Source organism: Variovorax atrisoli, assembly GCF_014195185.1.
Lineage (GTDB): Bacteria > Pseudomonadota > Gammaproteobacteria > Burkholderiales > Burkholderiaceae_C > Variovorax > Variovorax atrisoli.
In genome coordinates, this window is the sequence record NZ_JACIBG010000001.1 from 460,272 (window position 1) to 474,002 (window position 13,731).

15 protein-coding genes and 1 tRNA gene are annotated in these 13,731 nt (G+C 67.1%); 14 read left to right on the forward strand and 2 right to left on the reverse strand.

The genetic code is table 11. The annotated features are described in order from the left end of the window. Nucleotides 1–25 precede the first annotated feature (25 nt). The 8 genes from purD to rng all read left to right on the forward strand — a co-directional run bounded on the left by purD (nucleotide 26) and on the right by rng (nucleotide 7,045). Nucleotides 26–1,324, forward strand: coding sequence for a phosphoribosylamine--glycine ligase (purD, locus tag FHY06_RS02335; RefSeq protein WP_019652867.1), 1,299 nt, complete (start codon nucleotides 26–28; stop codon nucleotides 1,322–1,324). After that, a complete protein-coding gene (gene hemF / locus FHY06_RS02340) occupies nucleotides 1,324–2,241 on the forward strand; it encodes an oxygen-dependent coproporphyrinogen oxidase (RefSeq protein ID WP_184603157.1) in 918 nt (305 codons plus the stop codon). The genes purD and hemF overlap by 1 nt, the downstream gene beginning before the upstream one ends. Before the next feature lie 79 nt (nucleotides 2,242–2,320). Next, the gene (gene nadD, locus FHY06_RS02345) at nucleotides 2,321–2,938 is read left to right on the forward strand and encodes a nicotinate (nicotinamide) nucleotide adenylyltransferase (RefSeq protein WP_019652865.1); all 618 of its coding nucleotides are present in this window, start codon (nucleotides 2,321–2,323) and stop codon (nucleotides 2,936–2,938) included. Further along, complete coding sequence (rsfS, locus tag FHY06_RS02350) at nucleotides 2,938–3,609, forward strand: ribosome silencing factor (protein ID WP_184603159.1); 672 nt, start codon at nucleotides 2,938–2,940, stop codon at nucleotides 3,607–3,609. Before nadD ends, rsfS begins: the two co-directional genes overlap by 1 nt. After that, a complete protein-coding gene (rlmH, locus tag FHY06_RS02355; RefSeq protein ID WP_126181685.1) occupies nucleotides 3,606–4,073 on the forward strand; it encodes a 23S rRNA (pseudouridine(1915)-N(3))-methyltransferase RlmH in 468 nt (155 codons plus the stop codon). Before rsfS ends, rlmH begins: the two co-directional genes overlap by 4 nt. Further along, entirely contained in the window at nucleotides 4,070–4,774 is a 705-nt protein-coding gene (locus tag FHY06_RS02360) for a phytanoyl-CoA dioxygenase family protein (protein WP_184603162.1), read from the forward strand. Before rlmH ends, FHY06_RS02360 begins: the two co-directional genes overlap by 4 nt. Before the next feature lie 3 nt (nucleotides 4,775–4,777). Then, the gene (locus FHY06_RS02365) at nucleotides 4,778–5,380 is read left to right on the forward strand and encodes a Maf family protein (RefSeq protein ID WP_184603164.1); all 603 of its coding nucleotides are present in this window, start codon (nucleotides 4,778–4,780) and stop codon (nucleotides 5,378–5,380) included. A 135-nt stretch (nucleotides 5,381–5,515) separates the two neighbouring features. Further along, complete coding sequence (gene rng, locus FHY06_RS02370; RefSeq protein WP_019652860.1) at nucleotides 5,516–7,045, forward strand: ribonuclease G; 1,530 nt, start codon at nucleotides 5,516–5,518, stop codon at nucleotides 7,043–7,045. Between the two features lie 15 nt (nucleotides 7,046–7,060). Here the strand turns inward: rng and msbA are convergent, their stop codons facing one another. Further along, nucleotides 7,061–8,845, reverse strand: coding sequence for a lipid A export permease/ATP-binding protein MsbA (msbA, locus tag FHY06_RS02375; protein WP_184603166.1), 1,785 nt, complete (start codon nucleotides 8,843–8,845; stop codon nucleotides 7,061–7,063). Between the two features lie 255 nt (nucleotides 8,846–9,100). Between msbA and tolB the strand changes: the two genes are divergently transcribed. The 5 genes from tolB (at nucleotide 9,101) to FHY06_RS02400 (ending at nucleotide 12,616) form a co-directional block, all read left to right on the forward strand. Beyond that, entirely contained in the window at nucleotides 9,101–10,327 is a 1,227-nt protein-coding gene (gene tolB / locus FHY06_RS02380; protein WP_221404091.1) for a Tol-Pal system beta propeller repeat protein TolB, read from the forward strand. A 28-nt stretch (nucleotides 10,328–10,355) separates the two neighbouring features. Further along, the gene (gene pal, locus FHY06_RS02385; protein WP_019652857.1) at nucleotides 10,356–10,871 is read left to right on the forward strand and encodes a peptidoglycan-associated lipoprotein Pal; all 516 of its coding nucleotides are present in this window, start codon (nucleotides 10,356–10,358) and stop codon (nucleotides 10,869–10,871) included. Then, the gene (gene ybgF, locus FHY06_RS02390; RefSeq protein WP_019652856.1) at nucleotides 10,871–11,620 is read left to right on the forward strand and encodes a tol-pal system protein YbgF; all 750 of its coding nucleotides are present in this window, start codon (nucleotides 10,871–10,873) and stop codon (nucleotides 11,618–11,620) included. The genes pal and ybgF overlap by 1 nt, the downstream gene beginning before the upstream one ends. Before the next feature lie 19 nt (nucleotides 11,621–11,639). Continuing rightward, on the forward strand, nucleotides 11,640–12,491 hold the full coding sequence (locus tag FHY06_RS02395) for a tRNA threonylcarbamoyladenosine dehydratase (RefSeq protein ID WP_184603170.1): 852 nt from the start codon (nucleotides 11,640–11,642) through the stop codon (nucleotides 12,489–12,491). Between the two features lie 49 nt (nucleotides 12,492–12,540). Next, nucleotides 12,541–12,616: transfer RNA gene (locus FHY06_RS02400), tRNA-Lys, on the forward strand. Between the two features lie 107 nt (nucleotides 12,617–12,723). On the opposite strand, the gene FHY06_RS02405 is transcribed toward FHY06_RS02400, so the two are convergent. Next, nucleotides 12,724–13,221 (reverse strand): pyridoxamine 5'-phosphate oxidase family protein, encoded by a 498-nt coding sequence (locus FHY06_RS02405; protein ID WP_184603172.1) that lies wholly within the window; start codon nucleotides 13,219–13,221, stop codon nucleotides 12,724–12,726. 248 nt (nucleotides 13,222–13,469) lie between these two features. Between FHY06_RS02405 and FHY06_RS02410 the strand changes: the two genes are divergently transcribed. Beyond that, nucleotides 13,470–13,712: a hypothetical protein gene (locus FHY06_RS02410; RefSeq protein ID WP_184603174.1), complete on the forward strand. Its 243-nt coding sequence runs from the start codon at nucleotides 13,470–13,472 to the stop codon at nucleotides 13,710–13,712. Nucleotides 13,713–13,731: the final 19 nt, after the last annotated feature.

The following is a 13,731-nucleotide window of genomic DNA, read 5'->3' on the forward strand; positions in this document are numbered from 1 at the left end:
CACAGCGAGAAATGAAGGCCCGCGAATGAAGGTACTGGTAATTGGGGGAGGGGGCCGCGAACACGCTCTCGCATGGCGCCTGGCGCAGGCCTCCCGGGTGAGCCGCGTGTACGTGGCGCCGGGCAACGGCGGCACCGCGAGCGACGAGCGCTACGACTGCATCGACATCACCGAGCCCGCCGCGCTGCGCGAGTGGGCCCTGAAGGAAAAGATCGCGCTGACCGTGGTCGGCCCCGAGGCCCCGCTGGCAGCAGGCGTCGTCGACGAGTTTCGCGCGCACGGGCTTCGCATCTTCGGCCCCACGCAGGCTGCCGCGCAGCTCGAAAGCTCGAAGGCCTTCTCGAAGGCCTTCATGAAGCGCCACAAGATCCCCACGGCGGAGTACGAGGCCTTCACCGACGCCGCAGCCGCGCATGCCTACATCGACGCCAAGGGCGCTCCCATCGTCGTCAAGGCCGACGGCCTGGCAGCCGGCAAGGGCGTGGTGGTCGCCATGACGGCGCAGGAAGCGCACGAGGCGGTCGACTTCATGCTGGTCGACAACAAGTTCGGCGTCTCGCACAACGAAGGCGGCGCGCGCGTCGTCATCGAGGAGTTCCTGCAGGGCGAGGAAGCCAGCTTCATCGTGCTGTGCGACGGCAAGAACGTGACCGCGCTGGCCACCAGCCAGGACCACAAGCGCCTGCTCGACAACGACGAAGGCCCCAACACCGGCGGCATGGGCGCGTATTCGCCCGCGCCGGTGGTCACGGCCGAGGTGCATGCGCGCGCCATGCGCGAGATCATCCTGCCGACCATCCGCGGCATGGAGAAGGACGGCATCCCGTACACCGGCTTCCTGTACGCCGGCCTCATGATCGACGCTGCCGGCCACCCGAAGACGCTCGAGTTCAACTGCCGCATGGGCGACCCCGAGACGCAGCCGATCATGATGCGGCTCAAGTCCGACCTGTTCGAGGTCTTCTGGCACGCTACCGACGGCACGCTCGACCAGGTCGAGCTGCAGTGGGACCGCCGCGTGGCGCTGGGCGTGGTCATGGCTGCGCACGGCTACCCGCTTTCGCCGCGCAAGGGAGACCGCATCACCGGCATTCCGGCCGAAGCGCCCGACGCCGTGGTGTTCCACGCCGGCACCACGCTCGACAACGGCGAGCTCAAGACCAGCGGCGGCCGCGTGCTGTGCGTGACGGTCCTCGCCGACAGCGTGAAGCAGGCGCAGCAGCGGGCCTACGAGGTCGCCGCGCGCGTCAAGTTCGATGGGGCGCAATACCGCAAGGACATCGGGTTCCGCGCGGTTCATGCGCGCAACCCCCACGGCTCCTGATGCAGCAAACCAACCCGGCGGCAGTCGGCGAGTACCTGCGCGGGCTGCAGCAGTCGATCGTCGCTGCGGTCGAAAGGGCCGACGGCGGCACCTGCGTGCGCGATGCCTGGCAGAAGGCGCCCGACGAGCCGTTGCAGGGCAGCGGCCTGACCTGCATCCTCGAAGGCGGCGAGCTCTTCGAGCGTGCGGGTTGCGGCTTCTCGCAGGTGCGCGGCCCGAAACTGCCGCCTTCGGCCACGCAGAACCGTCCTGAGCTGGCGGGTGCGCCTTTCGAGGCGATGGGCGTGTCGCTGGTGTTCCATCCGCGCAATCCGTACGTGCCGATCGTCCACATGAACGTGCGCATGCTCGCCGCTCTTCCCGAAGGCCGGGAGCCGGTCTGCTGGTTCGGCGGCGGCATGGACCTCACGCCCTGCTACGGCTTCGAGGAAGACGCGGTGCAATTCCACACCGTGTGCCGCGATTCGCTCGCCGCATTCGGCGACGACAAGTACCCACGCTTCAAGACCTGGTGCGACGAGTATTTCTTCCTCAAGCACCGCGGCGAGCAGCGCGGCGTCGGCGGCATCTTCTTCGACGATTTCTCCGAAGGCGGCTTCGAGAACGGCTTCGCGATGATCCGCTCGGTGGGCGACGGCTTCCTGCAGGCCTACCTGCCGATCGTCGAGCGCCGCCGCGGCACGCCGTACACCGAGCGCGAGCGCAACTTCCAGCTCTACCGGCGCGGGCGGTATGTGGAATTCAACCTCGTTTGGGACCGCGGCACGCACTTCGGCCTGCAGTCGGGCGGGCGCACGGAATCGATCCTTCTGTCGATGCCGCCGCTGGCGAGCTGGTCCTACCAGCAGCAGCCCGAGCCGGGCAGTCCCGAAGCCGCGCTCTACAGCGACTTCATCGTCCGACGAGACTGGATATGACCCCAAGGCCCGCCTTGCAGCGCGCGATGCCGGTGCCCCGGGGCTCGCGAAGCTGCTGCCGATTTCTCGCGTGCGAGCAATGAAGGCACGGCGTATCGGCGTCTTCGGCGGCGCATTCGATCCGCCGCACAACGCCCACGTGGCGCTGGCAGAGGCCGCGCTGGCGCAGCTCCATCTCGATGAACTGCACGTGATTCCCACCGGCCAGGCTTGGCACAAGAGCCGCGAGCTGACGCCCAAGGAAGACCGGCTCGCCATGACCCGGCTGGCCTTCGGCGAACTGCGGGGCACGGTCGTGGTCGACAGCCGCGAGGTGCTGCGCGACGGCCCCACCTACACGCTCGACACCCTGCATGAACTGCAGAGCGAGCAGCCTGGTGCGCAGCTGGTGCTCATCATGGGCGCGGACCAGGCGGCCGCGCTTCCGACCTGGCACGGCTGGCAGGATATACTCGGCATTGCTACTGTTTCTGTAGCGTATCGCGCACTATCGACGGGTAACCCTGCCCGTTTTGATCCGAAAACATTGCCCGGCCTTCCGGCTGGCGCGCGTTTCGAAGCGCTCGAATTGCCTCCCATGGACATCAGCGCCACCGAGATCCGGCGGCGCTCGGCGCTCGGCGTGGACATTTCCTCGCTGGTTCCGCCCACGGTTGCACGCTATATTGACCAACACCACCTCTACCGCTCTGCCTGATGACCACTGAAGCCGCCGCAAAGAAAAATATCCAGAAACTCCAGCGAGCCATCATCGATGGCCTCGAAGACGTCAAGGCGCAGGACATCCAGGTATTCGACACCGAGCATCTCTCGCCGCTGTTCGAGCGCGTGATCGTCGCATCGGGCACTTCCAACCGCCAGACCAAGGCGCTGGCCGCGAGCGTGCGCGATGCGGTGCGCGAAGCCGGTTTCGCCAAGCCGCGCGTGGAGGGTGAGGACAACGGCGAGTGGATCATCGTGGACTGCGGTTCGGCCGTCGCGCACATCATGCAGCCCGCCATCCGCCAGTACTACCACCTCGAAGAGATCTGGGGCGACAAGCCTGTGCGTGCCAAGCTCGGCGGCACCAAGCCGGCGGCAGCCACGGGCGCCAAGGCCGGTGCCGAGGAGAAGAAGCCCGCCAAGGAGCCGACGCTGCGCCGCTCCAGTGCCGCCAAGACCGCGATCCGCGCGGCCGAGCAGGAAGCCAAGGCTGCGAAGGCGCCGGCCAAGAAGACCGCTGCCAAGAAGGCACCCGCCAGGAAGACCACCACCGCGCGCGTGCCGGTCCAGGTCGTGGGCAAGCCCGCTGCCAAGAAGCCCGCTGCCAAGAAGCCTGCGGCCAAGAAGACGACGGCTGCCAGGAAGGCGCCAGCCCGCCGCGCATGAAGCTGCTGGTGGTCGCCGTCGGGCAGCGCATGCCCGATTGGGCTCAGACTGCCTGGGACGACTACGCCAAGCGCTTTCCGCCCGAACTCAAGCTCGAGCTGCGCGCGGTCAAGACCGAGCCGCGCGGCTCCAAGACGCTCGAAACCCTCTATGCCGCCGAACGCGAGCGCATCGAGGGCGCCATTGCTCGCGGCATGCGCATCGTGGTGCTCGACGAGCGCGGCACGGCGCTGACCACAAAGGCGCTTGCGGCGCGGCTGCAGGCCTGGCAGGGCGAGGGTGACGACGTCGCCCTGGTCATCGGCGGGCCCGACGGACTGGACCCGGCCTTCAAGGCTGCGGCCCACGAGCGCATCCGGCTGTCCGACCTGACACTGCCGCACGCGATGGCGCGCGTGTTGCTGGTCGAGCAGCTGTATCGGGCGTGGTCGGTCAACGCGGGCCATCCTTACCACCGCGAATGACGAACGCCGAAGGGCAGGTCGCATTGCTCGAGGGACGAGGCCACCTGCTGGTGCCGGCGCCGTTGCCGCCCGCGATGCTCGATGCTGCGGCGAAGTCGCTCGATCAATGGCTGGGGCAGGCGGCGGGCAGTCGCAATCTGCTGGCTCATCCGCCGTGCCGCGAAATGGCCATCCAGCTGAAGGCGCGGCTGTGCCTCAAGGGCCTGCTCGATGCGTCGTCGGTGGCCGTCCAATGCACGCTCTTCGACAAGACGCCCGAAAGGAACTGGCTGGTCGCGCTGCATCAGGACACGTCCATCCCGGCTTCGGCCGACGGCATGCCCGCCGTCATCAAGGAAGGCGAGCCCTATGTGCAGCCGCCGATCGACCTGCTGCAGTCGCTTCTCGCCGTACGCGTGCACCTGGACGACTGCGGTGCCGACGCCGGCCCGCTGCGCGTCGTGCCGGGCAGCCACCGTGCGGGCCGGCTCGACCCCGATGAAGCGCAGGCCCTGTGCGCCGCCCATGGCGATACCGTCTGCACGGCGGCGCGGGGCGACGCGCTGCTGATGCGTCCCTTGCTGCTGCATGCCTCGTCGCGGGCGAAGTCGCCGGCACGCCGCCGCGTCCTTCACTTTCTTTTCGGACCTCCGGGCCTGCCGCATGGGCTGGCCTGGAACCACATGGTGGCCGGCGATCCGCCGAGTCCACGGGAGACCTGAACCTTGCCGGATTTCATCTACCTCGCCTCGCAGAGCCCGCGTCGGGCCCAGTTGCTCGGCCAGCTCGGCGTTCGCCATGAATTGCTGCTGGCCGATGCCGACGAGGATGCCGAATCGCTCGAAGCCGTGCTGCCCAACGAAGCTCCGGCCACCTATGTGCAGCGCGTGACCGGCCTGAAGCTCGACGCCGCCGTCGCCCGCATGCGCAGGCGCGGCCTGCCCCAGGCGCCGGTGCTCTGCGCCGACACCACGGTCGCCCTCGGCCGGACCATCCTCGGCAAGCCGGAAGACGAAAAGGACGCCGCGCGCATGCTGCGGATGCTTTCGGGCACCACCCACCGCGTGCTGACCGCGGTGGCGCTGCACCACGGCAAGAAGAGCCATGCCGCGCTCAGCGTGTCGCGGGTGCGCTTCGCCGAGATCACGAAGCAGCAGATCGCCCGCTATGCGGAAAGCGGCGAGCCGCTGGGCAAGGCCGGCGCGTACGCCATCCAGGGTGCGGCGGCGGCGTTCGTCGAGCACATCAGCGGCTCCTATTCGGGCATCATGGGCCTCCCCATGTTCGAGACCGCACAACTCCTGCGGCAGGCGGGGATGCTCAAGTGAACACGCCATGACACTCAAGACCGCATTCTTTTTCAGGGCCGCCGCTGAACCGGCTTGGCCGGGCCGCCGGCGGCGCGCCCCGGCAGTGGGGTGGGCGAGGCGACACGAAGTGCGCGCAGCCTGGGGGGCGAGCCTATGAGCCAGGACATCCTCATCAACTGGTCTCCGCAGGAGACCCGCGTGGCGCTGATCGAGCACGGCGCGGTGCAGGAGCTGCACGTCGAACGCACGCTGGAACGCGGGCTGGTCGGCAACATCTACCTGGGCAAGGTGTCGCGCGTGCTGCCGGGCATGCAGTCGGCCTTCATCGACATCGGGCTGGAGCGCACCGCCTTCCTGCATGTGGCCGACATCGTGGCGCCGTTCACGCCGGGTTCGCGCCCCAGCGCGCCGGCACCCGAGCGCGACCACCGCAACGGCGGGCCGATGGTGCCCATCGAGAAGCAGGTATTCGAGGGCCAGTCGCTGCTGGTGCAGGTCATCAAGGACCCGATCGGCACCAAGGGTGCGCGGCTTTCCACGCAGATCAGCATCGCCGGTCGGCTGCTGGTGTTCCTGCCGCAGGACAACCACATCGGCGTGTCGCAGAAGATCCCCTCTGACCAGCGCGAATCGCTGCGCAACCGGATGCTCGCGCTCATCGAGGCCGCCGCGGCGGCCGACAGCGGCGGCGTGGTGCCGGCCAACACGGGCGGCTTCATCCTGCGCACCAACGGCGAAGACTCCAGCGACGCGGAGCTCGCGGAGGACATCGCCTACCTGCGCAAGACCTGGTCGCGCATCCGCGACGCCTCGATGCGCATGCCGCCGATGTCGCTGCTGCACCAGGACCTGAGCCTGCTGCAGCGCGTGCTGCGCGACATGACCGGCGAGGAAACGCAGACCATCCGCATCGACTCGCGCGAGCAGTTCGAGCTGCTGCTGAAGTTCGGCCTCGAATACATGCCCAAGGCCGCGGGCAAGCTCCAGCACTACAAGGGCGAGCGGCCGATCTTCGACCTGTATTCGGTCGACGAGGAAATCGCGAAGGCACTGGGCCGGCGGGTCGACCTGAAGTCGGGCGGCTACCTCGTCGTCGACCAGACCGAGGCGCTGACCACGGTGGACGTGAACACCGGCGGCTTCGTCGGCGCGCGCAACTTCGACGACACCATCTTCAAGACCAACCTCGAAGCAGCGCAGGCCATCGCGCGGCAGCTGCGGCTGCGCAACCTGGGCGGGATCATCATCGTCGACTTCATCGACATGGGCCGCGACGACCACCGCGAGCAGGTGCTGGCCGAGTTTCGCAAGCAGCTTGCGCGCGACCGCGTGAAGACCACCGCCGGCGGCTTCTCGCAGCTCGGACTGGTGGAGATGACGCGCAAGCGCACGCGCGAATCGCTGGCGCACATGCTGTGCGAGCCCTGCATCGCCTGCGGCGGGCAGGGCATCGTGAAGACCGCACGCAGCGTGGCCTACGACGTGATGCGCGAGATCCTGCGTGAGGCGCGCCAGTTCACGCCGCGCGAGTTCCGCATCGTCTCGTCGCCGCAGGTGATCGAACTCTTCCTCGATGAGGAGAGCCAGCACCTTGCGGGCCTGAGCGACTTCATCGGCAAGCCGATATCGCTGCAGTCGGAGCCGGCGATCGGGCAGGGGCAGTACGACATCGTGCTGCTCTGAGGCAGCACCGGTCGGTCAAAGCGTCGGGTCCTGTCCCGGCGGGGCGGTGCGTACGGCCAGCGTCTGCAGCCGCGCGTAGAGGCCATCGAGTGCCATGAGATGCTCGTGGCTGCCTTGCTCGGCGATGCGGCCCTGTTCCATCACGATGATCCGGTCGGCGTGCTGGATGGTCGAGAGGCGGTGCGCCACGATCAGCGTGGTGCGGTTCTGCATCAGGCGCTGGAGGGCGTCCTGCACCAGCCGTTCGGATTCGGTGTCGAGCGCGGAGGTGGCCTCGTCCAGCAGCAGGATCGGCGCGTTCTTGTAGAGCGCGCGGGCAATGGCGAGGCGCTGCCGCTGGCCGCCCGAGAGCTGCGTCGCGTTGTGGCCCAGCACGGTGTCGATGCCCTGGGGCAGGTTCTCGACGTGCGAGCTCAGGTTGGCCGCGTCCACGCATTGCTGCACGCGCTCGCGATCGATCTCGGAACCCAGCGCCACGTTGGCGGCCAGCGAGTCGTTGAGCATCACCACGTCCTGGCTCACCATCGCGAACTGGGCGCGCAGGCTCTTGAGCTGCCACTCGCTCGTGTCGTGGCCGTCGAGCAGCACCTGGCCGCTACTGGGCTGAACGAAGCGCGGCAGCAGGTTGACCAGCGTGGTCTTGCCCGAGCCCGAGGGCCCAACGAATGCGACCACCTGGCCGGGCTCGATGGTCAGGCTCACACCGTCGAGTGCGCGAAGCTCGTCGTCGCCCCGATAGCTGACCTTCACGTTGCGCAGCTCGATGCGGCCCTGCGCATGTTCGAGGGTGAAGCTGCCCTGCGATTCGGGAGCCACTTCGTCGATGAGGATCAGCCCGCGCTCCAGCGCGGCGAGGCCGCGCGTGATGGGGCCCGCCACTTCGGCCAGGCGACGGATCGGCGCGATCAGCATCAGCATGGCCGTGATGTACGCCACGAAGCCGCCCACCGTGAAGCCCTGCTTGCCGCTTTGCCAGAGCGCGATCATGACCACCACCGAGAGCGCCAGCGAGGCCATCATCTGCGTGAGCGGCGTGGTGGCGGCCTGCGCGATGGTCGATTTCACGGCCAGGCGGTTCAGGCGCTGGCTCAGCTGCTCGAAGCGGCGGCCTTGGGCGTCTTCGGCACCGTGCAGGCGCACCACGCGGTGGGCCAGCACGTTCTCTTCGACCACGTAGGCCAACTCGTCGGTGGCCTGCTGGCCCTGCTGGGTCAGGCGGTAGAGCCGCTTGGAGAACACCTTCATGATCCACGAGATGCTCGGCACCAGGAAAGCAACGATGAGCGTGAGCTTCCAGTTCAGGTAGATCAGGTAGCCCAGCAGCGCGACCAGCGTGAAGCCGTCGCGCGTGAGGCCGAGCAGCGCCTGCACCAGCAGCATCGCGCCGGTCTGCACTTCATAGACGACCGTGTTCGAAAGGGCGCTGGCCGACTGGCGGGCGAACAGCGCGAGCTCGGCGCCGAGCAGCCGCTCGAACAGCACCCGCCGCAGCTTCTGCATGCCTTCGTTGGCGATGCGCGAGAGCGCGTACTGCGAGATGAACTGGGCGATGCCCCGCACCGCAAAGAGCAGCAGCACCGCGGCGGGCACGAACCACAGAGGCATCTGGCCGCGCGTGAAGCCGCGGTCGAGCAGCGGCTTCAGCAGGGCCGCCATCAGCGGCTCGGTGACTGCAGCCAGCAGAGCCCCGATCAGTCCGAGTGCCCACCATTGACGGGAGCCGCCAAACCATGTCATGAGTCGCGCCAGGCGGCGCATCAGGGGAGGGCGCGCGATCTCGGCGCCGGGGGATGCTTGCATGGCGGCGGATTCTACGGGTCGGGCCTTTGCAGGCGCGCAGCCGCCCCCTGTGTAGGACCGGATCGACGGATAAACGTTTTGTGACGGCAGCCTCTGGGCAGTGTGTAACATCTCGCCTGTTGAAGCCGGGGAGAACTTTTTCACCCGGAAACCTCTCCGAACCGCATGAACAAGCCGTTGTCAGCCCAAATTCCAACTCCTTCTTCATCGCTATTTGCACGCCGCACCCTCATTGCGGCTCTCGCGGCCTCCCCCATGATTCCTGCACTCGCCCAGTTCCGGGTCGAGGTTTCGGGCGTGGGGCTCACGCAGCTGCCGATCGCGCTCGTTCCATTCAAGGGGCAAGAGGCCTCCCCACAGAAGATCTCCGACATCATCCAGGCCGACCTGGAACGAAGCGGCCAGTTCCGGGGCGTCGATGCCTCGGGCCAGGCCCTCGACGAAGCCTCGCGTCCCGACCTTTCCCTTTGGCGCCAGCGCACTGCCGATTCGCTGGTCGCCGGCAGCGTCACTCGGCTGGCCGATGGCCGCTTCGACGTGCGTTTCCGCCTCTGGGACGTGGTCAAGGGACAGGACCTGGGCGGGCAGAGCTACACCGTTCCCCAGGGCGACCTGCGCCTCGCATCGCACCGCATTGCCGACTACGTCTACGAGAAGCTGACCGGCGAAAAGGGCATCTTCTCGACGCGCATCGCCTACGTCACCAAGGCAGGCAGCCGCTATTCGCTGTGGGTGGCCGATGCCGACGGCGAGAACGCGCAGGCTGCGCTCGCCAGCCCCGAGCCGATCATCTCGCCCTGCTGGTCTTCCAATGGTCAGCAACTCGCGTACGTTTCCTTCGAGTCGCGCAAGCCGGTCGTGTACGTGCACAACGTGGCATCCGGCCAGCGCCGCTTGCTCGCCAACTTCAAGGGCTCGAACAGCGCCCCGGCCTGGGCGCCCGACGGCAACTCGCTGGCGGTCACGCTCAGCCGCGACGGCGGCTCGCAGCTCTTCTCCATTCCGGCCAACGGCGGCGAGCCGCGCCGGCTCACTCAAAGCTCCAGCATCGACACCGAGCCGGTGTACTCGGCCGACGGCAGCACGATCTATTTCGTGAGCGACCGCGGCGGCGCCCCGCAGATCTACAAGATGAGCGCCGGCGGCGGCGGCCCGACGCGCGTGACCTTCAGCGGCACCTACAACATCTCTCCGTCCGTCAGCGGCGACGGCCGGTGGTTGGCCTACATCTCGCGAGTGGGCGGCGCCTTCAAACTCCATGTGATGGAGTTGGCAACCGGCAACGTCAGCGCGATCACCGACACCTCCGCGGACGAAAGTCCGAGTTTTGCTCCGAACAGCAAGCTGATCGTCTATGCAACCCAGTTGCAGGGCCGCGAGGCCCTCATGACGACCACGCTCGATGGAAAAATAAAGGCACGACTGGCGGGGCAGGCGGGAGACATCCGTGAACCGGACTGGGGTCCGTTCCAAAAGCAATGACCAAGGTTTCTTTGAGGAGTTTGAAAAAATGTTGAAACGTTCGCTCTATTCGCTGGCCATCGTGGCTCTCATCGCCGGTTGCTCGTCGGGCACCAAGCTCAACGAAACGCCGGTGACCGACCGGTCCGGCACGGCTGGCGGCCAGCAAGGCGCCAGCACCGTGGCACCTGTCACCATCGACCCGACCGCGGGCACCGCTCAAGGTCCGGTGGGCGTCGAGCGCATCGTCTACTTCGACTACGACAGCTACACGGTCAAGCCCGAGTTCCAGTCGCTGATCGACGGCCATGCCCGCTTCCTGAAGGCCAACCCGCAGCGCCGCATCTCCATCGAAGGCCACACCGACGAGCGCGGCGGCCGCGAGTACAACCTGGCGCTGGGCCAGAAGCGTTCCGAAGCCGTGCGTCGCGCGCTGACCCTGCTGGGCGTGAACGACAACCAGATCGAAGCCGTGAGCTTCGGCAAGGAAAAGCCTGCGGTCACCGGCTCGGGTGAGGAAGTCTGGGCGCAGAACCGCCGCGCCGAAATCCGCTACACCCGGTGATGCCACGCGCCCTCCTGCGAGGCTCGGCACTGGCCGCGGCCTTGCTTTGCGTCTCGGCGGCCTCGCAGGCTGCGCTGTTCGAGGATGACGAGGCACGCCGCGCCATCCTCGACCTGCGCCAGCGCGTCGAGGCCATGCGCCAGCAGACCGACCAGCGGCTGACCGACGAGAACGGCCAGTTGCGTCGCAGCCTGCTCGACCTGCAGAACCAGATCGAGCAGATGCGCGGCGACCTGGCCCGCATGACGGGGCAGAACGAGCAGCTCACGCGCACGCTGAGCGAAATGCAGTCGCGCCAGACCACCATCGACGACAAGCTCCGCCAGAGCGAGCCTTCGAAGGTGTCGGTGGACGGCCGCGAGTTCACCGCCGACCCCAAGGAAAAGGCCGACTTCGAGGCTGCCCTCGGCGTGTTCCGCTCGGGCCAGTTCGCGCAGGCGCAGACCGCGTTCGCCGAATTCGTCAAGCGCTACCCGCAAAGCGGCTACAACGCCTCGGCGCTGTTCTGGCTGGGCAATGCGCAGTACGCCACGCGCAACTACAACGAGGCCATCGCGAACTTCCGCTCCATGCTCTCGCTCGCGCCCGACCACGCCAAGGCCCCCGAGGCCGTGCTGTCGATCGCGAACTGCCAGATCGAGCTGAAGGACACGCGTGCTGCGCGCCGCACGCTGGAAGACCTGACCAAGGCCTACCCGCAGTCCGAAGCCGCGCAGGCCGGTCGCGAACGTCTCTCGCGCCTGCGCTGATGAGGGCGGAGCACTCCGCTTGAGCGCCATCATCGCCACTGCGTCTCTCACTCCTCCCACAGCCGCCGCGGATGTCGTCACCGACACCTCGGCGCCTGACTTTGCGCGCCGCTTCGGCGGCCTCGAGCGGCTGTACGGCGTGGCCGGTGCCGCACAAATCCGCGATGCCCACGTGCTGGTAGTCGGCATCGGCGGTGTCGGCTCCTGGGCCGTCGAGGCGCTGGCGCGCAGCGGGGTGGGGCGGCTGACCATGATCGACCTCGACCACGTGTCGGAGTCCAACATCAACCGCCAGATCCATGCGCTCGATGCAACCGTCGGGCAGGCCAAGGTCGAGGCCATGCGCGAGCGCATCGCGCAGATCAACTCCGAGTGCAAGGTGCAGGCCATCGACGATTTCGTCGAGCCCGGCAACTGGCTCTCGCTGCTCGACGCGACCCAGGCTGCGAACGGGCCGGCGACGGCCGTCATCGATGCCTGCGACCAGGTGAAGGCCAAGGTGGCGATGGCCGCATGGGCCCGAGCGTCGCGCGCCACGTTCGTCACGCTGGGCGCCGCTGGCGGCAAGCGGCAGGCGCACAAGGTCGACATCGAAGACCTGTCGCTCGTCACGCACGACCCGCTGCTGGCCCAACTGCGCCAGCGCCTGCGCAAGGAGCATGGCGCTCCGCGCGAAGGCCGCAAGATCGGTGTCGCCTGCGTGTTCAGCCGCGAGAGCGTGGCGCCTCCCGATGCCTCGTGCGCCATCGAGAGCGGTGACGGCACGCTCAACTGCCATGGCTACGGATCGGTGGTCAGCGTGACCGCGACTTTCGGCCAGTGCGCAGCAGGTTGGGTTCTGGACAAAATAGCGTCAAAGCACACGCTATAATCTTTGGCTTTGCCGGATATCACTTCGGCGAAGAACAGAAAAATGGTTCGGGACGTTAGCTCAGTTGGTAGAGCAGCGGACTTTTAATCCGTTGGTCACTGGTTCGAATCCAGTACGTCCTACCAACACCCTGGAGCGCTCACCATACTGGTCGAGCGCTCTTTTTTTGCCGAGTGCGCCGGCCATTGTGATCGCTGATGCTGCCGCCTGCGCGACACCAACGGCCCTGCGCTCAGATCGCAACCTTCTTGTGCTCGCCAAGGTCCTTCGGCGGCTCGCCCGTGATGGCGGCCTTCGCCATCTTGTAGAGCTGCACCATCTTGCTGTCGTCCACGTCCCAGTACTCGGCATCGACCACCGCCACTGCGAGCAGGCCGAGGTTGGGATCGGTCGGGCCATTGGGGAACCAGGCCTGCGCCATCTTGTTGAAGAGTGCTTCCTTCTTTGCCTGGTCCTCAAGCAGCGTGGCGTGGCCCGACACCGACACGTAGCTGTCGTCGTCGGTGTTGGCATAGGCGATGTTCACCACCGGGTCGCTGGCGACGTGACGCGCGATGTCTCCGTTCTTCGGCACGAAGAAGTAAAGCGTGCGCACGTCGTCGCCGTCCCTGTTCTGCGTGGTCAGCGGATGGCTGTGCAGTTGGCCGTCGCCATGGCGGTGGGTCAGCATGCCGAAGCGGGTCTCCTTGATGAGGTCCCAGAGCTTGCCCAGGTCGGTCGTCGTCGTCATGTCGTTGAACTCCAGATCGGTGAAAAGAAGTCCTTAAGGTAAGCGCGGGCGTGTAGCGCGCCATGAGGACACACGGCGCACAGCCGTGTGGTCCCGCACCGACAAGGCTTGTCGAAGGGCAACGCGTTGGTGACGCAACGAGCAGGCTGTTCCGGCCGTCCTCTGGCGGGGGAGCGTTCTCGAAGCGGCTACAGTCGCCCGTCTTTCCTCACCCCGGCGGCTCTGGCTGGCGCCTCCGACCTTTTCCGATGCGTACCTTCATTTCTTTCTCCGCCATCGTTCTTTCTGCGGCATTGGTAGCCGGCTGTGTCACCCGCGAGGCTCCGCGCTACACGCCGCTGGGCAACGGCGTCTTCAAGTCGCCGACCGCGCAGGATGCCGAGAAGTACTGTCGCAATTTCGGCGCACCGATGCGCTTCCTCGCCAACCCGGGCGCGGAAGACGCGGTCAAGCGGGTTTCCGGAGGCGAGGTCTTCTACCGCTGCGATTGACGTAGAAAAGCCCACGGTC

What these genes read in the sequence shown, in the direction of transcription:
- purD (WP_019652867.1), top strand. Translation starts at nt 26, where the DNA reads ATGAAGGTACTGGTAATTGGGGGAGGGGGCCGCGAACACGCTCTCGCA.
- hemF (WP_184603157.1), top strand. Translation starts at nt 1,324, where the DNA reads ATGCAGCAAACCAACCCGGCGGCAGTCGGCGAGTACCTGCGCGGGCTG.
- nadD (WP_019652865.1), top strand. Translation starts at nt 2,321, where the DNA reads ATGAAGGCACGGCGTATCGGCGTCTTCGGCGGCGCATTCGATCCGCCG.
- rsfS (WP_184603159.1), top strand. Translation starts at nt 2,938, where the DNA reads ATGACCACTGAAGCCGCCGCAAAGAAAAATATCCAGAAACTCCAGCGA.
- rlmH (WP_126181685.1), top strand. Translation starts at nt 3,606, where the DNA reads ATGAAGCTGCTGGTGGTCGCCGTCGGGCAGCGCATGCCCGATTGGGCT.
- FHY06_RS02360 (WP_184603162.1), top strand. Translation starts at nt 4,070, where the DNA reads ATGACGAACGCCGAAGGGCAGGTCGCATTGCTCGAGGGACGAGGCCAC.
- rng (WP_019652860.1), top strand. Translation starts at nt 5,516, where the DNA reads ATGAGCCAGGACATCCTCATCAACTGGTCTCCGCAGGAGACCCGCGTG.
- msbA (WP_184603166.1), bottom strand. Translation starts at nt 8,845, where the DNA reads ATGCAAGCATCCCCCGGCGCCGAGATCGCGCGCCCTCCCCTGATGCGC.
- tolB (WP_221404091.1), top strand. Translation starts at nt 9,101, where the DNA reads ATGATTCCTGCACTCGCCCAGTTCCGGGTCGAGGTTTCGGGCGTGGGG.
- pal (WP_019652857.1), top strand. Translation starts at nt 10,356, where the DNA reads ATGTTGAAACGTTCGCTCTATTCGCTGGCCATCGTGGCTCTCATCGCC.
- ybgF (WP_019652856.1), top strand. Translation starts at nt 10,871, where the DNA reads ATGCCACGCGCCCTCCTGCGAGGCTCGGCACTGGCCGCGGCCTTGCTT.
- FHY06_RS02405 (WP_184603172.1), bottom strand. Translation starts at nt 13,221, where the DNA reads ATGACGACGACGACCGACCTGGGCAAGCTCTGGGACCTCATCAAGGAG.
- FHY06_RS02410 (WP_184603174.1), top strand. Translation starts at nt 13,470, where the DNA reads ATGCGTACCTTCATTTCTTTCTCCGCCATCGTTCTTTCTGCGGCATTG.